Annotated in this window: 16 protein-coding genes and 13 tRNA genes; 10 read left to right on the top strand and 19 right to left on the bottom strand. The window is 38.6% G+C overall.

Annotation, left to right across the window (positions count from 1 at the left end):
• Positions 1-209: 209 nt before the first annotated feature.
• Both VB797_RS09095 and VB797_RS09090 read right to left on the bottom strand, forming a co-directional pair.
• Positions 210-1,172 (bottom strand): response regulator, encoded by a 963-nt coding sequence (locus VB797_RS09095; RefSeq protein WP_323237344.1) that lies wholly within the window; start codon positions 1,170-1,172, stop codon positions 210-212.
• Positions 1,165-4,962, bottom strand: coding sequence for a response regulator (locus VB797_RS09090; protein WP_323237343.1), 3,798 nt, complete (start codon positions 4,960-4,962; stop codon positions 1,165-1,167). Before VB797_RS09090 ends, VB797_RS09095 begins: the two co-directional genes overlap by 8 nt.
• 296 nt (positions 4,963-5,258) lie before the next feature.
• Here VB797_RS09090 and VB797_RS09085 point away from each other — a divergent pair, with 296 nt between their 5' ends.
• Positions 5,259-5,510, top strand: a complete 252-nt coding sequence (locus VB797_RS09085; protein ID WP_323237342.1) for a hypothetical protein — start codon at positions 5,259-5,261, stop codon at positions 5,508-5,510.
• 49 nt (positions 5,511-5,559) lie between these two features.
• Here VB797_RS09085 and VB797_RS09080 read toward each other — a convergent pair whose 3' ends face one another.
• The 16 genes from VB797_RS09080 to ilvA all read right to left on the bottom strand — a co-directional run bounded on the left by VB797_RS09080 (position 5,560) and on the right by ilvA (position 11,559).
• The gene (locus VB797_RS09080; protein ID WP_323237341.1) at positions 5,560-6,903 is read right to left on the bottom strand and encodes a DUF3754 domain-containing protein; all 1,344 of its coding nucleotides are present in this window, start codon (positions 6,901-6,903) and stop codon (positions 5,560-5,562) included.
• Between the two features lie 225 nt (positions 6,904-7,128).
• Positions 7,129-7,203, bottom strand: a tRNA-His gene (locus tag VB797_RS09075).
• A gap of 6 nt (positions 7,204-7,209) precedes the next feature.
• Positions 7,210-7,283: transfer RNA gene (locus VB797_RS09070), tRNA-Ala, on the bottom strand.
• A gap of 58 nt (positions 7,284-7,341) precedes the next feature.
• Positions 7,342-7,415 (bottom strand) — tRNA-Leu (locus VB797_RS09065).
• 4 nt (positions 7,416-7,419) lie between these two features.
• A tRNA-Lys gene (locus VB797_RS09060) sits at positions 7,420-7,489 on the bottom strand.
• Between the two features lie 46 nt (positions 7,490-7,535).
• Positions 7,536-7,636 (bottom strand) — tRNA-Leu (locus VB797_RS09055).
• A gap of 5 nt (positions 7,637-7,641) precedes the next feature.
• Positions 7,642-7,715, bottom strand: a tRNA-Gln gene (locus VB797_RS09050).
• Between the two features lie 4 nt (positions 7,716-7,719).
• Positions 7,720-7,792 (bottom strand) — tRNA-Asn (locus tag VB797_RS09045).
• Between the two features lie 4 nt (positions 7,793-7,796).
• Positions 7,797-7,936, bottom strand: a tRNA-OTHER gene (locus VB797_RS09040).
• An 84-nt stretch (positions 7,937-8,020) separates the two neighbouring features.
• Positions 8,021-8,094 (bottom strand) — tRNA-Arg (locus VB797_RS09035).
• Between the two features lie 3 nt (positions 8,095-8,097).
• A tRNA-Ser gene (locus VB797_RS09030) sits at positions 8,098-8,180 on the bottom strand.
• A 4-nt stretch (positions 8,181-8,184) separates the two neighbouring features.
• Positions 8,185-8,269: transfer RNA gene (locus VB797_RS09025), tRNA-Tyr, on the bottom strand.
• Between the two features lie 109 nt (positions 8,270-8,378).
• Positions 8,379-8,454: transfer RNA gene (locus VB797_RS09020), tRNA-Cys, on the bottom strand.
• Between the two features lie 67 nt (positions 8,455-8,521).
• Positions 8,522-8,621: transfer RNA gene (locus VB797_RS09015), tRNA-Asp, on the bottom strand.
• A gap of 402 nt (positions 8,622-9,023) precedes the next feature.
• Positions 9,024-9,857: an aldo/keto reductase gene (locus tag VB797_RS09010; RefSeq protein ID WP_323237340.1), complete on the bottom strand. Its 834-nt coding sequence runs from the start codon at positions 9,855-9,857 to the stop codon at positions 9,024-9,026.
• 190 nt (positions 9,858-10,047) lie between these two features.
• Complete coding sequence (gene ilvA / locus VB797_RS09005; protein WP_323237339.1) at positions 10,048-11,559, bottom strand: threonine ammonia-lyase, biosynthetic; 1,512 nt, start codon at positions 11,557-11,559, stop codon at positions 10,048-10,050.
• Between the two features lie 217 nt (positions 11,560-11,776).
• Here ilvA and VB797_RS09000 point away from each other — a divergent pair, with 217 nt between their 5' ends.
• Genes VB797_RS09000 through VB797_RS08985 form a run of 4 tightly spaced genes read left to right on the top strand, consistent with a single transcriptional unit; the run spans position 11,777 to position 12,930 of the window.
• A complete protein-coding gene (locus VB797_RS09000; RefSeq protein WP_323237338.1) occupies positions 11,777-12,118 on the top strand; it encodes a type II toxin-antitoxin system Phd/YefM family antitoxin in 342 nt (113 codons plus the stop codon).
• Positions 12,119-12,124: 6 nt separating this feature from the next.
• Positions 12,125-12,421, top strand: coding sequence for a type II toxin-antitoxin system RelE/ParE family toxin (locus VB797_RS08995; RefSeq protein WP_323237337.1), 297 nt, complete (start codon positions 12,125-12,127; stop codon positions 12,419-12,421).
• Positions 12,422-12,437: 16 nt separating this feature from the next.
• Complete coding sequence (locus VB797_RS08990) at positions 12,438-12,719, top strand: DUF433 domain-containing protein (RefSeq protein ID WP_323237336.1); 282 nt, start codon at positions 12,438-12,440, stop codon at positions 12,717-12,719.
• Positions 12,691-12,930, top strand: a complete 240-nt coding sequence (locus VB797_RS08985) for a hypothetical protein (protein WP_323237335.1) — start codon at positions 12,691-12,693, stop codon at positions 12,928-12,930. The genes VB797_RS08990 and VB797_RS08985 overlap by 29 nt, the downstream gene beginning before the upstream one ends.
• A gap of 181 nt (positions 12,931-13,111) precedes the next feature.
• On the opposite strand, the gene VB797_RS08980 is transcribed toward VB797_RS08985, so the two are convergent.
• Positions 13,112-14,728, bottom strand: coding sequence for a mechanosensitive ion channel family protein (locus VB797_RS08980; RefSeq protein WP_323237334.1), 1,617 nt, complete (start codon positions 14,726-14,728; stop codon positions 13,112-13,114).
• 499 nt (positions 14,729-15,227) lie between these two features.
• Here VB797_RS08980 and VB797_RS08975 point away from each other — a divergent pair, with 499 nt between their 5' ends.
• The 5 genes from VB797_RS08975 to VB797_RS08955 all read left to right on the top strand — a co-directional run.
• Positions 15,228-15,860: a class I SAM-dependent methyltransferase gene (locus VB797_RS08975; RefSeq protein WP_323237333.1), complete on the top strand. Its 633-nt coding sequence runs from the start codon at positions 15,228-15,230 to the stop codon at positions 15,858-15,860.
• A gap of 17 nt (positions 15,861-15,877) precedes the next feature.
• Positions 15,878-17,551, top strand: a complete 1,674-nt coding sequence (locus VB797_RS08970) for a cyclic peptide export ABC transporter (RefSeq protein WP_323237332.1) — start codon at positions 15,878-15,880, stop codon at positions 17,549-17,551.
• A gap of 88 nt (positions 17,552-17,639) precedes the next feature.
• On the top strand, positions 17,640-18,326 hold the full coding sequence (locus VB797_RS08965) for a Uma2 family endonuclease (RefSeq protein WP_323237331.1): 687 nt from the start codon (positions 17,640-17,642) through the stop codon (positions 18,324-18,326).
• Between the two features lie 198 nt (positions 18,327-18,524).
• Positions 18,525-20,912: an EF-hand domain-containing protein gene (locus VB797_RS08960; protein WP_323237330.1), complete on the top strand. Its 2,388-nt coding sequence runs from the start codon at positions 18,525-18,527 to the stop codon at positions 20,910-20,912.
• Between the two features lie 297 nt (positions 20,913-21,209).
• On the top strand, positions 21,210-21,564 hold a 355-nt coding region (locus VB797_RS08955), incomplete at its 3' end, for a Spx/MgsR family RNA polymerase-binding regulatory protein (protein ID WP_323237329.1).

The following is a 21,564-nucleotide window of genomic DNA, read 5'->3' as shown; positions in this document are numbered from 1 at the left end:
GCAAAACCCTTCTGGAATTTTCAGAGGGGTTTTTGATGTGTATTATTGTTTTTTTATTTGATTCAGGACTTACGCAATTGTCACAAGCAGAAGGTTGGTGCGTGACACTACAACCTCATTATTACCTTAAAAATTAATCAAAGTGTCATAAGTCCTATAATTATTGAATGATGTATTGTGTTGTGCCATAAAAAATTCTATACTCTTTGCTAATATACGTCCGCGTCTTGTTGCATTAAGCAATAATTTTTTATTGTTAATTGTTTCTCGGCATTTTTAACTAATTTCAATAGACAAGATTCATTTGAAGGAATGGTACTAGCAATCCCAAAATTAATATCTAAAAGTTTACTTTCTATATCTAAGGCTTTAATAGAATTTTGAATAGTTTGAACTACTTCTGCTGCTTCTTCGGTTTGGGTATTTGCTAAAATTATCACAAATTCTTCATCATTGTAACGAGCAACGAAATCTGTAGAACGCTTTTTGCAGTTGCATATGGTGTCAGCAATTTGCCGTAAATATTCATCTTTGACTTGATAATCTAAGTTTGAAAAATCAATTTTACATAGAATTAAAGAAAGAGGTAATTTATACTTCTGTAATCGTTTCCATTCGCGCTCTGAGTACTCGTTAAAATAGGAACGACTGGCTACTTTAGTTAAAACATCGCTAGAAACAAGGCTTTGTAATTCTCGATTTGCTGTTTCTAAACCTACTGTTAACCGACATTCTCGTTTAATTTGACTGCGGAGTTCTAATATTGCCCAGCCAGATGTCAATAAGCGATTAACTCTTCGTGCTAGTATATCCCAATTGATGGGTTTTGTAATGTAATCACTTGCTCCTACCCGTAAAGCTCGTTCGACTGATTCTTGGTCATCGAGAACTGTTACCATTAGAATCGGTGGACAATCTTCACCCATCAGTGCTTGCAATTTAATAGAGCATTCAAAGCCATTCATTCCAGGCATCATGGCATCGAGTAAAATCATGTCAGGTCTTTGTTTTTGACAGATATCTAAACAATGTTGTCCGTTGCAGGCTTCTACTACTTGATATCCTTGCTTCTCGATTGCTTTACGCAGCACCAATCGTAAAGTTTTTTGGTCATCTACTATGAGAATCTGAGGTTGGCTATTTTGGTGCTTCTGGAAGTCGGGATTAATCATGATGTCTCCTGCTTGGATAATGTGACTGTAAAGCTAGTTCTACTTTTTGGTACTCAGCATTAAGCTGTTTGACCAAAGTAGAAGCATGGAATGTATTTCCAGAACGACCTATATTTTCTAATTGAGTGCATACCTTAGCCAAGGATAACGCACCAATGGTAACACTTAGTGACCTGAAAGCATGAGCATAATTACGTAGCTTGTCTGGATCGTCTTGATCGATGGCACTTTTGATTTCTTGTAGTTTTGGCAGTGCATCTTCAAGATAGCTATCAATTAATTCGGCCATCATTTCCGAAGCATCATCACCTGCCATATCTTTTAAATCTTGCAAAATTTCAGTATCAATAACTGGTTCTACGCTCGATTCTGATTTTTCCTTCTTGACAACAGCAGTAGAATCTGAGTCGTGTAATGACTGTTGTAAGTTTTTGTAGTTATTAAAAATTTCAATTAAAGCGTCAATGCGAATAGGTTTACTAATATAGTCATTCATTCCCGCATTGAGACACTCCTCTCTGTCACCCTGCATAGCATTAGCAGTAATGGCAACAATCCAAGGACGAGAACCGGGCAACCATTCTTTGCAGATATGGCGAGTGGCTTGTAGTCCATCCATTTCTGGCATTTGCACATCCATGAAAACCAGATCGTAGTCTTGACGACGCAAAGTTTTAATGGCTTCTAATCCATTAGCAGCCACATCAGCACGATAGCCCAATCGCTGTAGCATATGTAATGCTACCTTTTGGTTTAAAGGCATATCTTCTACTAAAAGGATACGTAACGGTAGTTTTTCGCTTAGCTGCAAATCAAATTTTGACGCTGGAGATGTAGGAGGTAGAATAGAAATTTGTTTTTCACACAAAATACGAAGACAGGTATCGTAAAGTTGGGATTGTTTAATTGGTTTACTGAGTACGGCAACAGATTCTGATTTAGCTGCTATCTCTTGCTGAGTTAATTGATCGATGGAACTTAAAATCACTATAGGAAGTCTTTCGTAACCTGGTATAGAATGTATTTGTGAAGACAAATTTAAACCGTCCATTTGCGGCATTCGCATATCTACAATAGCCATATCAAATTTTTGCCCAGAATTAATTAATTCCAAAGCTTGCAAACCGTCTGCTGCGGTGAGAACAATTATTCCCCATTTCTGCATTTGTAAGGTTATAATTTTGCGGTTGGTAGAATTGTCGTCTACTACTAGCAACCTTTTTCCGACTATATTTAGTTGAATATCCTCAAGGTTACTGACTTTGGAACTTGGTGCTGACTGGGCTGTAATTGTGAAATAAAATGTAGAACCGACTCCGTAAGTACTTTCCACCCACATCGTACCATCCATAATTTCGCTTAAACGTTTGCTGATTGCTAAACCCAATCCAGTACCCCCGTATTGACGAGTCATCGAAGCATCAATTTGGGTAAATGGTTTAAATAATCGGTTGATTTTCTCCTCCGCAATGCCAATTCCCGTATCCCTAACAGCAAATTGAATTTGATACTTATTTGTTGATAAATTACTGGTTAATTGTTTCGCAGTTACAGAAATAACCACTTCACCAACTTCCGTAAATTTAACAGCATTAGTCAGTAAATTTATGATTATTTGCCGCACCCGCGTCACATCTCCAACAATTGAAGTTGGAGTTTGGGAATCGATTGTGTACGCCAAATTTAAGTTCTTAGCAGCAGCTTGAGAACTCAATAAATCTAGGGATTCTTCTACACAATGACGTAAATTAAACGGAATGTTCTCTAAATCCAATTTGCCCGATTCAATTTTAGAAAAGTCTAAAATATCGTTAATAATAGCCAATAATGTATCACCACTACTGCGGATAGTTTCCACAAAATCCAACTGTCGCGGAGTCAAATCCATATCCAACAACAGCCCGCTCATACCAATCACGGCATTCATTGGTGTGCGGATTTCGTGACTCATCATTGCTAAAAACTCGCTCTTAGCGCGGTTAGCTGCTTCAGCCTCAAGTTTTGCTTGTTCCAACTGGCTATTATTAATAGTAAGTTCTCGCTTTTGTTGAGTTTCTTGTTCCAAAAGATGAGCTTGAGCAAGAGCAATTCCTACCTGTGCGGCGACAGATTCTAATAATTCAATTTCATCCTTAGTCCACTGACGATAATAATTACATTGATGTAATCCAATACTACCATTTGCTTCACCTTGATATGAAGTGCGAATTGCTAACATAGATTTGATTTGCATTTTTGCACAAATATCTTTAGCAGATTCTAGTAAAGGTTCGCTAAAAACATTTGATGTTGCGATCGCGCTATCTTGAGATAACATTTTCTCAGCGTGGGTATTACCAACGATTGGTATTTGAAAGTATCGCATTGATGGATAACCTGGCTCTAAATACTCCACGACAGTAGGAATCTTATTAATTGAATCAGGTACGTAGTTATGAATTAAACAGCGATTAACCTTAAAAGCCTTTGCAATTTGAATTGCGGTAGTTTCAAAAATTTGTTTTGCATCTAAACTACGGCGAACTTCATTGGTAATTTGTTTGAGTAATAAAGCGCGATGAAATTGCTGTTTCAAAGCAAGTTCTGCAAGTTCGCGTTCAATTTGGCTACCAACCCATTGTGCCATTAATATTAATAACTCTCTGTAAGCACTTTTAAACGGTTGCTGTCGGGGTTTAAGGCTAGAAAATGAGAGAGTACTATGAACTTTACCTGCTACTAATACCCGCGCCCCGATGTAAGATTCCATACCAAATTTAATATAACCGGGATGATTGCACCAAGAAGAATTTTTACTATGTTCAATCAACAAAGGTTCATCATTTTCTAACACTTCGCAAGACAAAGTATGCTCTAGTTCCACACTATATCCTGAATACATAGAATCATCCGGAGCCTTTGCTACAGTTACGTTATAGCGGTTATCTTCAATTCGCGCCAAAATGCCAAACTCTAAACCAAATGTTTGACATCCTATTGCTAATAAATATTGGATACGTTGTTTAAAATCAAAATTACGAACTGCTGCTACCTCGTAAAGCGTTCGTAAAAATGCTTCACTTTCTCTAAGCTCTATTTCAATTCGTTTATTTTCTTGTTGAGTTTGAGCATCCCGAATTGCTACAATTAAATAATTACCAACCTCAGTAATTGTAGTAATTTCATACTCGCTCCATTTCCGAGGTTGCGAGGAATAAAAACCCAGTACACCGATTAAACCACTTGAATCTCGTAAAGGTATTTCTAAAATAGCTTGATTGTCAATTTTTAAAACATTAGATACTAAAGGTGCGAAGCGTTTATCTTCAGCTACATCTTCGACTATAAATTTTTGACCATTTATTAAAGTAAAAAAATAATCGGGAACGGTAGTAGAATCAGTAGTGAATCCTTTTAATTGTGGCGTATCTGGTGTTTCCACAGCATGAGTAACAGTTAAAACACCGTTGTTATCAATATTTGAAAAACCAATTTTTAAATCAGGGAAATATCTCTTAAGTTGTTTTATAGTATCTTGAATTATCTCATTGACAGACATTCCCAAAGGAACACCAGTCAAAATCATATTAAGTAATTTCAAACGGTTTTGACTTAAAACTAATACTTCCTCAGCTTGTTTACGTCCAAGAACCTCTTGCTTTAATTCCTGCTTTACTTTTAATATTTTTTTCACCACAAATAAAATTGCGCTAACTGCTAGCAGCAAAGCAGCAATCAATCCGGAATCAAAATATCGATCAAAGCCGAACAATTTTAATAAATTTTTTAGTTTTAACCAGTATTCAATCAAGTAAAAGTCGAAATTATAGAAAAATAAGTACACCGTTACGTAATAGATGCGATATAACTTACTACATATAACCCATACTGAAACTTTATGAGTTCAGAAGATATACTGACAACTGCTATCAGTTCATATTTATGATTTACAGCTTGCGTGGAGATACTTAATATTTTTTGTTCTTGATGTGGGGTATGTGACTTTTAATGAGTATGGTAGTTAATATTTTGCATACACTATGAAAATAGCATAAGCTAGATATTAAGAAAATCCGGGTAATTTACCATTGGTCGTGCTAAATTGATTTGAGAAGAACGAGGTGGACTACCTTTAAAAAGAAAACTAAGGTAGATAAAGAATTAGATGTAAGATTTTGGGAAAAGGTAGAACTATTTATAAACGATCCTTTTGAGCCAAGCTTGAAAACTCATAAACTATCAGAAAATCTCAAAAATTTATGGAGTTTTAGTTTAGGATACGATGAGATATTGTTTTACTTTACCGATGACAAAAATGCTGTGTTTGTTGATATAGGTAATCATGACGAAGTGTATTAAACATTATTTTATCTGCCACAACCAACAACTTATTTTATACAAAGCTTTATTACAAAGCTATGCCGTTATAATTAAACGCATTATCCCAAACATAATCGATAACTTTCTTCGCATCATTAAGAGGAAGAACGTTACAAAATCCTGCATTGTCGTAATTTAATAATGGGATTTCTGGTAAATTCTCTTCAGCTACACCATTTTTAATTACCTTACCGCGAATTTCTGCTAAATTATTCAAAGGTCCATGAATATCAAAGTTGATTGCAGTACCCAGCTTTTTCTGCATCCAAGCTTCGATACGAACATCTAACTCTTCAGGTTTGAGTGAATTCTTGCTAATCAACAGATGGTAATATACAAGAATGATTTCTTTACACTCCTCTTCTTCTGCTAAATCGATAAACGTTTGAAAAACGCTGTCATTATTGCCTAAATTTTTGAAGAAAAGCGTTTCTGTCACATCATTTTGAAATTTGATTTTCTTACTTTTATAATTACTATATTGTTTAAAAGCGAATCCACCCAAAGCCATTCCTAATGATAAAGTAGCGACTAAAAGGGGCATTACATTTCTGACTTGAGACTGTTCAACCTTTAACTCTTCTATCAAAGGTTCTGCATTTAATACTAGTAGAATTGCTCCAACTAGTAACAATATATTTGGTAATGCCTTTAAAATCAACGGAATTGCAGCACCGATAGCGGGGATTCCAAATAATAATCTGTCTTTCCAAGTCATACTGGTAGTAACATTAGGAAAAAGCAAGTCAATATCTAATTTAGGAATATTTTTGTAAAAATAAACATACATTTTACCGGGGATAAATTTACGTTCTTTTCTTTTGTCCTTCTTAGCGCGAAAATAAGCCGCTTCCTTGAATTTAATCAATAAAACAATTCTTTCAAAAATATCGATTCTCTTTTCCTTCTTCCAAAAAAAGAACTTTTTCTGCATAATTGTTTTATAAGAATCACCCCGGTAATAGCAGATAAATCTATCAAAATCATCAAAATCAACTTCAGTTTTTAAATCAATCAGAGATGTTTTACCCAATGATTGTTTCACATCATATTCAGGTAATCTAATATAATTAGCTCTTTCTAAAATATTATTGAAGCCATCAACTACGCTTGATTCCATTGCGTCATATTGTTCAAAACTCGGTGGAACTAAAGCTTCAACATCCGCATTCGGGTTAAAAGGCACATAATTATCTTTAATAACTTCCAGCGTCTTGTGAAAGCGAAAGTGGTAATATGACGATAAAATTTCGCAAAAATCTTTAAACTTTTGAGTTTCAGCAGCATTTAACTGACCATCATCTAAGCACAGTTTGATAATATCGCTACGACGGTAAGGAATAAATGCTTCTCGATTTTCGGGAACTGTCATAAATTGAAGTGAATTTAAATCAAATCTAAATGGGTAAGTTTTTTTTGTGAAGTAATATTTTCACATAATCACTCTACATAAATATAAAATACCAGTATCTAGAGTAAGAAAGCTATTTATCTTTAGTGGTAGTTAATGTTATTTAATAAAAATTACCCTCAGTCTGGAAGACTGGGGCTACACTTACAAAGCCCGTCTTCACGGGCTAAATTGGAGATAAATAAGGGTGTCTGACGGGACTTGAACCCGTTAATTACTTGTTCCACAAACAAGCGTCTCGACCACTTTGACTTCAAACACCATCAGTGGAGAAAAGGGGATTTGAACCCCTAACCTTCCGCGTGCAAGGCGGACGCTCTATCCAATTGAGCTATGACCCCATAAAGTAGGAATGTTACATTCACTCCTATAAAAACAAAGACCAAAATGTCTCTGCAATACCCCTGACTGGATTTGAACCAGCAACTTCCAAATTTTAAGTTTGGCACCTCTTCCAATTGGGTTACAGGGGTAAGGTGGGTTATGTAGGGATTGAACCTACGCACTTCCGCTTAAAAGACGGATGTGCCAACTGAGCTAACAACCCATGAATCCAAGTGGCAGCATTTATTAAATGCGCGAAACCCGGATAATACTGCTGGTGGGAGTTGTTCGCGTTAGCGTCTCCCGAAGGGAGAACCCCACAACGCCTGCTTTCTAAGACCAGCGCCTCTTCCAGTTGGGCTACAGCAGCATAAGCTGGGAAGGAAGGAATCGAACCTTCAAACTTCGCATTCAAAGTGCGACGGCTTTGCCTATTTGCCTACTTCCCAATAACTGCCCTAGTAGGACTTGAACCTACAACCTCGCGGTTAACAGCCGCTTGCTCTGCCAATTGAGCTATAGGGCAATGAGTCCCCAGGTCAGAATCGTTAGCGTTCACGAAGTGCGGCTCAGCGTCTCCCGGAGGAAGATACTGACGACCTCCTGCTCTATGTCTTTCAGACACGCTACGCTAACAAACAGGCGCTACTGCCAACTGAGCTACCAGGGGATAAAGAAGGAAAGATTGATACTATCAAATGACTAGTTTAATTCAGCATCTAGAACCAGGCATCTCAACATCTTTCCCATGTAACGAGAACGGTAGGACTTGAACCTACAATCTTCAGATTCGTAATCTGAGATGTTATCCGATTACACCACGTTCTCAGGCGGAGAGGACAGGATTTGAACCTGCAATGGATTTAACCATGACTGTTTAGCAAACAGCTTACCTTACCAATAGCGACCTCTCCATAATGGGCTGGATAGGATTTGAACCTACGTGGCACAGAGGCATCCGTTTTACAGACGGTTTCCTTCGACCTGACTTGGATACCAACCCATTTTTACAGTACTGACGGCACTATATCACCGGAGGTGTTCCCGAAGGGTACCTAGAACAACAGTTTTGGAGACTGTGATGTTGCCAATTACATCATCTCTGCAATATTTGGAGTCCAGGGTGGGATTTTAACCCACGATTGTCGGTGTTGCAGACCGATGCCTTAAACACTTGGCTACCCGGACATAATTGAAGCCTTGACGGGAGTTACACCCGATCGCTCTCTAACTAAAAATCAGAGACAAGACTACACGGGGATGACGGGACTTGTTCGCGGAGCGTGTCCGTAAGGACATACCCGCGACTTCCTGTTCGACAGACAGGCGCTCTAAACCAACTGAGCTACAACCCCATATGTGGCAATTCAATTTTCATGGTTCGGATGGGTTAATGTCAGCAGTTTGTAGTTGCTGTATTACCCTTATAACTCAATACTACGCTGTGTACTACAATTGTGTCAAGGGGGTACTACAAGTTTTTTTGAGATGGGCGGCGAAAGTTTAGGCAATATAAGCAGAAATGCTTGTAAAACAAGAACTGTGGGTTATGATAATTTCCTTGAAAATTGTTCTAAATACAATCAAAAACTCGGCTTATTGAAAAACCGGGTTACTTGGAGTAAGTTGAATATTATTGAAGTGTGTCTCACTGGTAAAGGTATTCGTACTACAAAGAGAGTACGGTTAAGAAGTAGCGCGATCGGCTATGCGCTACAAGATCGCAAGATGCATGTCCTAGCGGACACGCTACATTCTCATCTCATCGCTAACGACATTTTACGATTTGGTGGTGGAAAGGCTTTATCGAGTTCGGTTAAATCTTCTTGAGTAAGCTGTATATTTAAAGCTCCACTATTCTCTTTAACGTGGGCTGGATTGCTGGCTTTGGGAATTGCGATAATCCCTTGTTGTTGGAGTAGCCATGCTAAACCAACCTGTGCGGGAGTTGCGTTGTGTCGTGAAGCAATTGATTTCAACTGCGAATTCTTTAAGATAGCCTGTTGTTCAATTGGTGAATACGCCATAATCGGTATATTATTTTGGCGACACCAAGGAAGCAAATCCCATTCAATACCGCGACATGCCAAATTATATAAAACTTGATTTGTTGCAATTTGCTTACCATTTGGTAAATTAATTGCCTTTTTCATGTCATCTGCATCGAAATTACTTACACCGTAATCCCGAATTTTCCCGGTTTGCTTGAGCGATTCAAATGCTTCTAACGTTTCAGAAAGCGGTATCGAACTTCGCCAATGTAGTAAATAAAGGTCAATGCAATCGGTTTTAAGTCGTTTTAAACTGCGATCGCAAGCTTCAACAGCCCCTTTCCGACTAGCATTGTGAGGATATACCTTACTTACCAGGAAAACTGATTCGCGACGATTGACGATCGCTTCACCAACAACTTTTTCGGCACCACCTTCCCCATACATTTCTGCCGTGTCGATGAGCGTCATTCCCATATCTAAACCCAGACGCAATGCCGCAATTTCAGCATCTTTTTGACTGCTATCCTCACCCATTCGCCAAGTTCCCTGTCCTAATATAGGGATTTCTCTTCCTGATGGTAGATGTAATGTTTTCATTTTTTAGTTTTTCCTATGGTATTTTATTTAATAGGTAAAGTAAGCTGAATATAACTAATAAATAAACGACTTTCTTCTTATATTTTAAAATTAAAAATTACTGGTGTTACTGGTTTGATATCTAAAATTTGCTTGTTATGTACCACAAATGCTGGATAAGACGTAGCAGTGCTACGTCTCTACATTGATATCAACTTAAAAACAATTTATAAGCCGGATTTTTATTTTCATCCCAATACTGATAGCCCAAACTATCTAAAAATGCCTGCCATTCTTGCATTTCTTCCGGTGGAACCTGCATTCCTACAACTATTCTGCCGTAATCCGAGCCATTGTTACGGTAGTGAAATAAACTAATATTCCAATTAGGACTCATCGAACCTACGAACTGCATTAATGCACCGGGACGTTCGGGAAATTCAAAACGATATAATAATTCATTGTCAGCTAAGGTTGATCGCCCTCCTACCATATGACGTAAATGCATTTTTGTTAACTCGTCATCTGTGAGATCGATAATCGGGAAACCACAATTGGTAATAGTTTCAGCTATCTTCACTCCATCGGCACGGTTTTGAATTTGCACCCCCACAAAGATCTGAGCTTCCTTCTCCGAAGCAATACGATAATTAAATTCAGTTAAATTACGCTTACCGATGCATTTACAAAACTTATGCAGACTTCCAGGCTTCTCCGGAATTGTCACTGCAAAAATAGCTTCCCGACGTTCCCCAAACTCTGCACGTTCGGCAACAAACCGCAAACGGTCAAAATTCATGTTAGCACCGCAGGCGATCGCGACTAAAGTTTCACCTGCAATCCCTTCTCTCTCTACATAAGCTTTAGCTCCTGCTATTGCTAGCGCCCCCGCAGGTTCAACTATAGACCGCGTATCCTGAAATACATCTTTAATCGCCGCACAAGTATCGTCGGTACTCACCAGAATAATATCATCAACATACTGCTGACACAGCCGAAAGGTCTCCTCCCCAACTTCTCGCACCGCTACACCATCAGCAAATAAACCCACCTGCGATAACCGCACCCGATGACCCGCCTGCAAAGATTGATACATAGCGTCGGAATCAATCGGCTCAACTCCAATTATCTTGATTTCCGGACGCAACCGCTTGACATAGGCCGCAATTCCCGAAATCAAACCACCACCACCAATTGCTACAAATATTGCATGAATGGGTTTTTGATATTGTCGCAAGATTTCCATACCAATGGTACCCTGTCCCGCTATTACCTCTGGGTCATCAAAGGGATGAATAAACGTTAAATTCTTCTCCGTTCCCAATTCACGAGCGTATCCACAAGCATCATCGTAATTATCCCCGTGTAAAATCACCTCACCACCCCGCGCTTTCACAGCATCTATCTTCACTTGAGGTGTAGTTTTCGGCATGACAATAATTGCTTGAGTACCTAACTTAGAAGCAGCTAAAGCCACACCTTGAGCGTGGTTTCCCGCAGAAGCCGCAATTACACCTTGTCTCAGCATCTCCGGTGTGAGGTTTGCCATTTTGTTATAAGCACCCCGTAGTTTAAAAGAGAACACTGATTGCATATCTTCGCGTTTGAGTAAAAGCTTGTTGTTTAAGCGTTGTGAGAGTAATGGAGCTATTTCTAAAGGTGTTTCTTGAGCAACATCATATACGCGAGCGGTGAGAATTTGTACGAGGTAGTCGCAGAGCATGGGGGAACACTGTTAGGTAGATGCTGTATGAACGTTTATTTTACGGTAGTTTGGGTACTTTTTTTGAGGTGAGAGGGGCAAGAATTTTTATCGGTAATTTTAGAAAAGGAAGGAAGAATTATAAAACCGCAGAGACGCTGAGGGCGCGGAGGTAGGAGATGGAGAGAAAATGAAATGCTATATAATCGAATAAAGACTTAATTTAATATTGAATAAAATGATTAATTTAGATAATATTCATTCTTTGACGGACTTTAAGCGCAATGTCAAGCAATTTATAGAACGTATCAAGGTAACTAAATCTCCCCTGGTGCTGACTGTGAATGGTAGAGCGGAAGTTGTGGTTCAAGATGCGAGTGCGTTTCAGGAAATGATGGATAAGCTTGAGCGTACAGAAGAAGAATTGCGAAAGTTGAAATTTGAGGCTTTGAAGCGCGATATTGCAATTGGAGCCGAACAGTTGAAAAATGGGGAGTATACGGAATATGATGAGGAGTCTCTACCTAGCTTATTAGAAAATATTAAAGCACGGGGAAAGCGTAAGTTAGAGCAGGGATAATTAAGAATGAGTAGTTACAGTTATAGGCTTTCTCGCCAAGCAGAACAAGATTTAGAAGATATTTGGATTTATATCGCACCACAAAATCAAATTGCAGCCGATGGACAAGTTGCTCAAATTCTTGATCGTTTACCAATGTTAGCTCAGTTTCCCGATATGGGTAAAACGCGAGATGATTTAATCAAAGGTCTTAGAAGCTTTCCGATTAAACCTTATATGGTATTTTACTCAAAAACCATTAATGGGATAGAAATTGTCAGAGTATTGCATCAATCAAGGGATATTGAAAGCCTGTTTTCTTAAACTTATTGAATTGGTTATGAAATTAGATCGAATTACCAGTAATTCTGCTCGCATGAATGGACAAGCGTGCATTCGTAATTTACGCTTGACAGTTCGTAGAGTTATTAAATTATTAGCAACTTATTCAGATAAGAAAGAATTATTTCAAAAGTTTCCCGAATTGGAAGAAGATATTCGGCAAGCTCTAATTTATGCTTCTACATATTTAGATGACCGTATTATGGATATATCATCAAATGATGCAACTATTGCTAAACAAAAACCGTCCCATGACAATGGTAACAGTTCGGATGCCTGAAGATATGGTGGAAGACTTAAAGCGGATTGCACCAATACTCGGATTTTCTGGTTATCAACCATTGATGCGTGCTTATATTGGACAAGCGCTGCGTGTAGATTTAGAACGATTAGAAAACAATACAGTTAATGCTTTAGTTGCAAGTTTGAAGCGACGCGGTGTTAGCGATAATGTAATTAATGAAGCACTCGCTGAGGTTATAAATGGGTAGTGTTTGAGAAATTATAATCAGGACTTACGTTAGCGAAAGCGTTGTGTGTCTGCTAGAATATAGCGTCATTATTGTCACAATATCCAGTTGGTGCGTGACACCACAAATCTGATTGTTTCCTTCAAAATCATTCAAAGTGTCACACACCCTACAAGAAAATAATAATATCAATCCCCAATCATCAATTATTATAAACCCCTGCTTCCGTAAGCCTCCGCACCATTTCCCGACGCACTTCATTCGCAACACGTTCGCTTCGTTCCCAATGTTCCAATTTAATATGGTCTACATAAAATTTGACTGTAAATTGCATTGAGTCGCTACCTAAACTACTCAATCTAATTGCTGGCTCTTTCCACCTTGATGATGATTTGAATTCTTCTTGTAACCATTGCACAAGGTTAAGTGCGTATTCATCTAGTAAGGTTTCATATCCTCCCGGTTTAGCTATTCTTTGCGCTAATCTAATTACTTTATTTTTCAGAATGTTCAGTTTACTTTCCCATTCGTCTTCTAATGTTCGTTCGTCTTCGATCCGCAAATCTGGGTCTTTTAACCAAGCTTGATACCAAATTCTAATTAAACCGATTAAGGTATTATTTATCGTGTCAACATTGAATTCCACTAATTGATTTCTTCTACTATCATCATTTATAACCTGTAAACCGACTAATTCCAAAATTTGATTGTAATAATTTTGAACTATCTTAATTTGCTCTTCGTTCAAACCTCCTTTTTCTAAAATTTGAATAGCGCGAATTAGATATTTGAATTTACGTTCGATCTTCTGTAGCTGAATATCTAGCTTTTCTTCTACTTGCAATCGCTCTTTTCCTACTGCTGTTTTGGAAAGATTCTCTTCTTCGGCTTCTGTCAACCCCTGAAAATCATCTATATACTTTAACTTTTCCACAGGTTTTCCTAAAGTATCGGGATGACCTAAAACTGTTTCTCGTAAGATTTTATTAACTAATATTTGGTCGGTATTTACTTTAATATCTAATTGAATTGTTCTCGCTACGTGGGGAGTCGGACGAGATAAATTGATGATATCTTTACTTCCTAACGATGCATTAGGTATATAAATTTCTGCATCGCTATCTACTAAATATAACTTGGTGACGCGCAAACCAATATTTTTGATTACTGCAAAAGAATTATTTGGCATTGCAATCACATCCCCAAATTCAAAGGGTGTATCAATTAATAATACCAAACCGCTAAAAAAGTTAGCCAAAATATCTCTGAGCGCAAAACCAAGCACAAAAGTTAAGCCTCCAAAAGCTACCCAAATTCCCGTTAAATCAATTCCTAAAGCTTCTAAAAACAAGAATGTCCCCAAAATATAAGTTAAAGCGGGAAGCAATCTTTCCAAAATGGGAACCAAGACATTATCCCAAACCGCTTCACTTTGCTTTGTATAAATACGTAAGTAATACGTAACTACCTGGGTAAATAATTGTGCTACGCAATAAGTTAACGCGATCGCAATCAAACCTGTTAAACCACGTTGAATCCAATTAGCTATTCCCGATGAATTTAATTTGCTGACAGAGGATTTAATTCCTAATAAAACAATCGTAATTATCAAAGGATTTTGAATTACACTGAGTATCAGAAGTATCGGAGAATTATCGAAACGACGCATTAAAGGACGCAGTATATAAAATAATATTACATACAACAAGAAAGCAGCCAATAAATAAATTCCTAAAGTCAGAAAAAAAGCGGAAGGAGTATTTTGTAATAAAAGTAACTTTAGTAACTTGTTCTCATCAAAAGTATAAAGAATATTCATATTTTTTTCCAGCAGAGAATATTTACTGAGTTTGATATTTTATATCTTGTATTCATTGGCTTAGACTCTAGCTTCACACAAATATCCTGTCTGCTATTATCAGTCAAACTCCCCTAAATATAAGGATTGTAGCTGATAAAGACAAAAATAGAAAAATGAAAAGCAATAATTGCGTTCTGGTTGCAGCAGTGCTTCGCTATCGCGCCTAGTTTTAAGCGTCATGGTACTGCATTAGACTTAGCTAAGTCGATAATAATTCCTATAAAATAATAAATACAAAACCTAAGTTAGAGTACCAGATTGACACTTAGAATAAGAGTGATTATAGCGACATATAAATATTTTTTTAGCTGAAAGTAAAAGGTAGTTTATTAAGTCTTAAATAATACAATTATCCGCGCTTTTGGTAAATAAATTGATAAGGTATACTAAGGTGTAACAAGCATAATTTTGCGTGGAGTAGGATAATTTCCTTGCTCGCAATTTATATGAAATTTATATGACAAACCTTTGGACTTCTGCCGAACACGCTCTAGGCTATCTGACACAAGCCGATCAAATACCTCATCGTACCGAAGGGGAAGCAGTGCTGTTAGAGGAGGTTCCTAAAACGGTAAAACGCATTCTCGATTTGGGAACTGGGGATGGACGCTTGCTAGGATTGCTTAAAATTGAGCGTCCCTCGGTGGAATGTATCGCTGTGGACTTTTCACCAACTATGTTAGAAGCGGTAAAAACTCGCTTTAAAAATGATTCTAAAGTAGAAGTAGTTGCCCACGATTTAGATGAAGCTTTACCAGATTTAGGTACTTTTGATGCAGTCGTGTCTAGTTTTGCGATTCATCATCTTAGTCACAATCGCAAACGTTCGCTTTACGTAGAAATATTTAATCTGTTGCGGTCGGGGGGTATTTTTTGCAACTTAGAACACGTTGCTTCCCCAACCCCTCGTTTGCATGAAAAATTTTTAAAGGCTATAGGGAGAACACTCCAAGAAGACGACCCCTCGAACAAGCTTTTGGATGTAGAAACTCAATTAAAGTGGTTACGGAACATTGGTTTTCATGATGTGGACTGTTATTGGAAGTGGTTAGAATTAGCGCTACTGATTGGACTAAAACCTAAATGTTAACCAACTCGGTGTGGTGAATGAATTTAATTTGGCTTTTATTAAAGGCTTCTTGGTTACAAGTTGCGATCGCCGTTTTTACGGGTTTGATCAGTGGTGGAACGACAGCGCGATTAATTGCGTTGATCAACAAAGCGATTAGCGAAGGGTTTCAATCGTCTGACACCTTCAGTAATCTAGCTTGGCAGTTTCCGATTTTGGCATTAATAGTAGTTGTTAACAGCGTTATCTCGCAAGTTTTATTAATCAATCTTTCCCAAGAAGCCGTATATCAATTACGCTTACGCTTGAGTCGAGGAATTTTATCCGCTCAACTGCGACATTTAGAAAAATTAGGTACTCCCCGTCTGTTAGCAACCCTCACAGAAGATGTCGCAACCCTAACCGCGACGGTTTACGCAATTCCTTTTATCTGTGTTGATACTGCGATTATTGCCGGATGTTTGCTTTATTTATCTTCCCTATCGAGTACCGTGTTTGCTTTTACGGTGGGGTTTGTGATGATAGCGATCGGTAGCATTCAACTGCTAATCAATAGAGCGCAAGGTTTTCTGATTGCAGCACGAGAAGAACAAGACCGTTTATTCAAACATTTTCGGGCAATTACTGAAGGTATAAAAGAACTCAAACTGCATCGCGATCGCCGTCAAGAGTTTTTTGAACAAGAATTGCAGCAGAGTGCATCTATTTCTCGCGACCAAAATTCAGCAGCGCTGTTAACTTTTTCTGTTTCTACAGGATGGGGAAATCTCTTATTTTTCATCCTTGTTGGTTCGCTGCTATTTGTATTACCGCAAATCGCGACAATTTCCCCCGCAACATTATCAGCATATATACTCACCGTCACTTATTTAATGCTGCCCATGCAGAGCATATTAGATAAACTACAGGCTTTATCTAAAGCTAGTGTAGCCTTACAGAAAATCGAAAGAATGGGTTTAGTATTAGCTGGTAATAAAGAAAGCTACGCAGAAGATAAAAAAGAAGATATCAAAACATTTTCAACATTAGAATTAAAGCAAGTCGTTCATGCTTATCCTGGAGAAGATAAAGAAAGTCGCTTTAATTTAGGTCCCGTGGATTTGACCTTTAAACCGGGAGAAATTGTATTTATAGTTGGTGGTAACGGTAGCGGAAAATCAACTTTAGCCAAATTAGTTACGGGATTATATATTCCCGAAGCTGGAGAAATTATTTTAGATGGTAAAGCGATTACCGATGAAAACCGCGAGTGGTATCGCCAACATTTTTCAGTTATTTTCTCCGACTTTTACTTATTTGAAAAACTTTTAGGAATGGGTAAACCAGCTTTAGACGAACAAGCCCAAGAATACTTACGGCAATTAAAATTAAATCATAAAGTCACAATAGAAAAGGGTCAATTATCCACTACGGAACTTTCTCAAGGACAGCGTAAACGATTAGCATTGCTGACAGCTTATTTAGAAAACCGTCCAATATACCTATTTGATGAATGGGCTTCAGACCAAGACCCAGTATTTAGAAATATTTACTATAAAGAGATATTAACTAATTTGAAAAAACGTAATAAAACAATATTAGTCATTAGTCACGACGACCATTATTTCCACCTTGCAGATAGAATTATTAAATTAGATTACGGAAAAATTGAATACGATCAAATTAATTCTAAATTAAATGTAGAAAATGGAGTAATTCAACATAGTTCATAATTAAAAAAAATAATCCTGATTGTAGAAACCGCAAGCTTGATACCGTGTAAATTTTCTATAATTGATCATTGATCATTGATAATTGATTATGACAGCTACATTCACTCGTACCAACTTAGCACCTCTGGAAAATGGCGACAGACTTACACGTTATGAGTTTGAACGTCGCTATCAAGCAATGACACAGGTTAAAAAAGCAGAATTAATCGAAGGAGTTGTTTACGTGGCTTCACCTGTACGTGCGACAAAACATGGTAGACCCCATGCGAAAATTATGACTTGGTTGGGAACCTATTGTGCAGCAACACCGGGAGTAGATGTACAAGATAATGCTACCGTCCGCTTGGATGCTGATAACGAACCGCAACCAGATGCTTTATTAAGAATAGAAACAGAACTAGGTGGTAATTCTCGGATTAGTGAAGATGATTATATCGAAGGTTCCCCAGAATTAATTGCGGAAATTGCCGCTAGCAGTGCTTCTTATGACCTTAACGACAAACTTAATGTCTACCGTCGCAATGGAGTTAAAGAATATATTGTTTGGCAAATGTATGAAAACCGTTTGGATTGGTTTATTTTAAAAGAAGGTCGCTATATTTCCTTAGAACCCGATAAATCAGGTATCATTCGCAGCGAAGTTTTTCCAGGATTATGGTTATCTGTTAACGCTTTGCGAGAGGGTAATTTAGCTGAGGTTTTGACAGTTTTACAGCAAGGTTTGCAAACAGATGAAAATCAAAAGTTTGTTGAAAGTTTGCAGCGTCCAAGGTAAGAGTGGAAATAATTACATCTGCGGAACATTTTTAAAATTATTCTTCGTATCTAAAGTCGCGAATCTTAAAGTTAAATAATTTTAATACTGCATTATTTTTGTTGCAAACTCAATATAAAAATGGGACTATTATTTCGTTGATGGTTAATAGAAGGTTTTTTGCTGCATTATGCTAACAGAAATTGGAGGTATTAATTGATGCCAGTAGAAGTAGAAAAAAAGGCCATGACTGAAGAAGAGGTGGGGAAGCTATGGGAAGCATTCAAAGTATTTGATGCGGATGGTAGCGGTGGCATCTCAGCTTCCGAATTGGGGCAAGTAATGCGATCGCTAGGGCAAAGTCCAAGCGACACCGAACTGCGCGATATGATCAAAGAAGTGGATGTTGACTTCAGTGGCACTATTGATTTTGATGAATTCAAAACCCTGATCGTGTCAACGCAAGGCGATCGCAAAAGCCGTCTCAAGTTGGCATTTAGCGTGTTTGACGAAGATGGTAGCGGTCAAATTACCACCAATGAACTGCACAATGTCATGAGTCAGTTTGGGCTGACGGATAAAGAACTTGATGAAATGATTAAAGAAGTTGATAGCGATGGCGATGCCTCTATTGACTTTGAAGAGTTTATGGAACTGGTTCCGGAAGAGTCAGAAATAACCACCGGCTACAAAGATTCACCCATTTCTTTTAATAATTCTCCTGTAACTAAGGCAGCTACCGTCACCTCAGATGTAGCTGAAGATACTCAGGCACTCATTACAACTACCGAATCTCCTGTACGAGAAACACCCAGCGATAATCCAGAAGTAGCACGCCTCAAAGAACTACTCGCGCAACACCCACAAGAGCAAAAAGAACGCGCCACCTCTCTTCTACAAATGCAGATTGGTTTGTTTCGCTTGCTCCAGGGAGCCGCCTATCGCTGCTTCCGCGAGAGTTTCTCCGCCAATCACGAAACCCATCTGCGCGTGAGGGACTTGCCGTACAAAATTACAGACTTTGTGCAGTTTGTCGAGAAAGCGATCGCACTGTACAAAGGGTTAGATATCGTAGACAAAGCTTGCCATCCCCTGTTAGATGCAGTGGTTGAATCAATCGAAAAAGAATACGCCAGACTTCAAGAGCGTATCAACAACTGGAATGCCATTGAAAAAACACCACCAATGCTAGCTCAGGAAAAAGCGATGCAGGAAGCACGCAGTAAATCCACCTCTGTCAAGGAGAAATTTGCCGCAGGGGTGGAATTCGCCATTACTTTGAAGAAAAAGCATTTTTCATTTCACGACATTGCTTCTGGTGTGCTTGCGCTCAACGAACTCAACCGTCTAAGGCAGATGGAACTCAATGCAGAACTTGCCCCACCTCCCCCTAAATCCGCAGGCGATCCTAAAGATTACCTCCAGCAGTGGAACCGCGTTATCCTTACCGATGCTTCAGAAGAAATAGACGGTGCAATGATGCCAGTGGCTTATTGGTATGAAGATTTTATGCCGAAGCTACTAGCTGCTTTCAGTGTCGATAATGCCGTAGACATCCGAAGTAACACCGTACCTGACGAAGCCGCTTTGAATCAATGGTATGAAGATACTAAAACAGCGGGAGAATTTAACCGCTATGGAGCAGATGTGGCAGAGAATTTTTCTCAATGCACTCCTAAACAAAAGCTGGCAGTTAAGCAAGCATGGGGTTTGACGCATCACTACCTCAATGGTGTGCAAAAACGGCGTGAACGCCAAGAATTTGGGCGTGAGTCAGGGGCGCTCTCACAATACGTAGCATTCATTGATGTGTATTTGGCACGGAGTGATATTAAAGATTCCCAGATGCGCGTTAGCTTTCCTTATTACATTGGACCTGCGGTGTGGCGTTTCTTCCACACTACGGCTGAAATCCTGTGTACTAAACCACATGAGACGCAAAAAGCGCTAGTGGCAGTTTTCCAAGACTTCTTTAAACTATTTGCCACCATGTACCCCTGCCCTTACTGTCGCCACCACCTGAATATGTATGTGGTGCAGAACAAAGAGGTGGATATGTATCCCGTAGAATATCTGTTGCTGGGACGCGACCCGCAGCTTAATAATTTTGAGGTGTCGATGGAGGCAAAGCTGTCTACAGTTGTGGATGGTGCTGCCCTGCGCTTATTTTTCTGGAAACTACATAACACCGTATCCTCATCCATTGCTCGCTCTGAGGAATGGTATCATACTGATGAAAAAGCTTTTTACACCACTCGCTACTGGCCCAGTCTGGACTCCGAACTCGCACGAAGCAAAGCGTTCAAACACCTTAGTATTTCCATCGAACGCTTATACCGTCTCTATGGAATTCTTAAACCGGCATCGCGGTTGGCAGGAGTAAGAGCAACTCTGCAAAAGTTGGTGGAGAAAGGCGATTTAGATGACATTAGTGAAGCCTGTACCCTAGCTCAAGAGTATATCAAAGAGTTAGAATCATCTGTAATATCCGGACAATTCCTTCAAGAGACTTACCGTTTTGACCCGGAAATTGTCGATAAAAATCCCCACTTCACTCCTGAAGAGGAGGAGTTTGCCCGCAGCGGCGTATTTGTGGAAGTCATATAAATAATAGTAAGTAGTACTGATATTCTCGGTACTACTTCTGATATTGCTTGTATTAATTCAGCACTGTAGCTTTGTTTCCCCTGGAGCGCTTTAGCAAATTTAGAGAATCTTTATTGAGAAAGAAAACCCGTAATTAGTAAAGGAAGTATCAATAAGACAAATATAATAAATACCACGGTTCCGGGGTCTATTTTGATAGTATTTTTATCTTCTTGGCTCATGGGATTTGGGGGAAAATTAAGTATATAAGCTTAGCTTACCTTTATCGTCATCCTTTCTCAATCCCCATAAAGTATGATTTCGATTCAAGTTTATGGTATTCCCAACTGCGGTACTTGCAAAAAAGCTTTCGTTTGGCTGCAAAATAATAATATTGAGTATGAATTTGTTAATAATAAAGAAAATCCACCTAGTAAAAACGCGATCGCAAACTGGGTAAAAAATTTGGGTTCCAAATCGATGCGGAACACTTCCGGACAATCTTACCGAGCGTTAGGTGAGGAAAAGAAAACTTGGACTGATGAGCAATGGATAGAAGCTTTCGCTCAAGATGCTATGTTGCTCAAACGTCCGCTGTTTGTGAAAGATGGTAGCGCTGTTTTGGTAGGGTTTCGGGAGAAAGAAGAGGTGATAAAAGAAAAGTTGGGGATGT

Origin of the sequence: Rivularia sp. UHCC 0363, assembly GCF_034931125.1 — a bacterium.
Taxonomy (GTDB): Bacteria; Cyanobacteriota; Cyanobacteriia; order Cyanobacteriales; family Nostocaceae; genus Rivularia.
The sequence above is the reverse complement of the archived record's forward strand: the minus strand, read 5'-3'. Positions and strand labels throughout refer to the sequence as shown.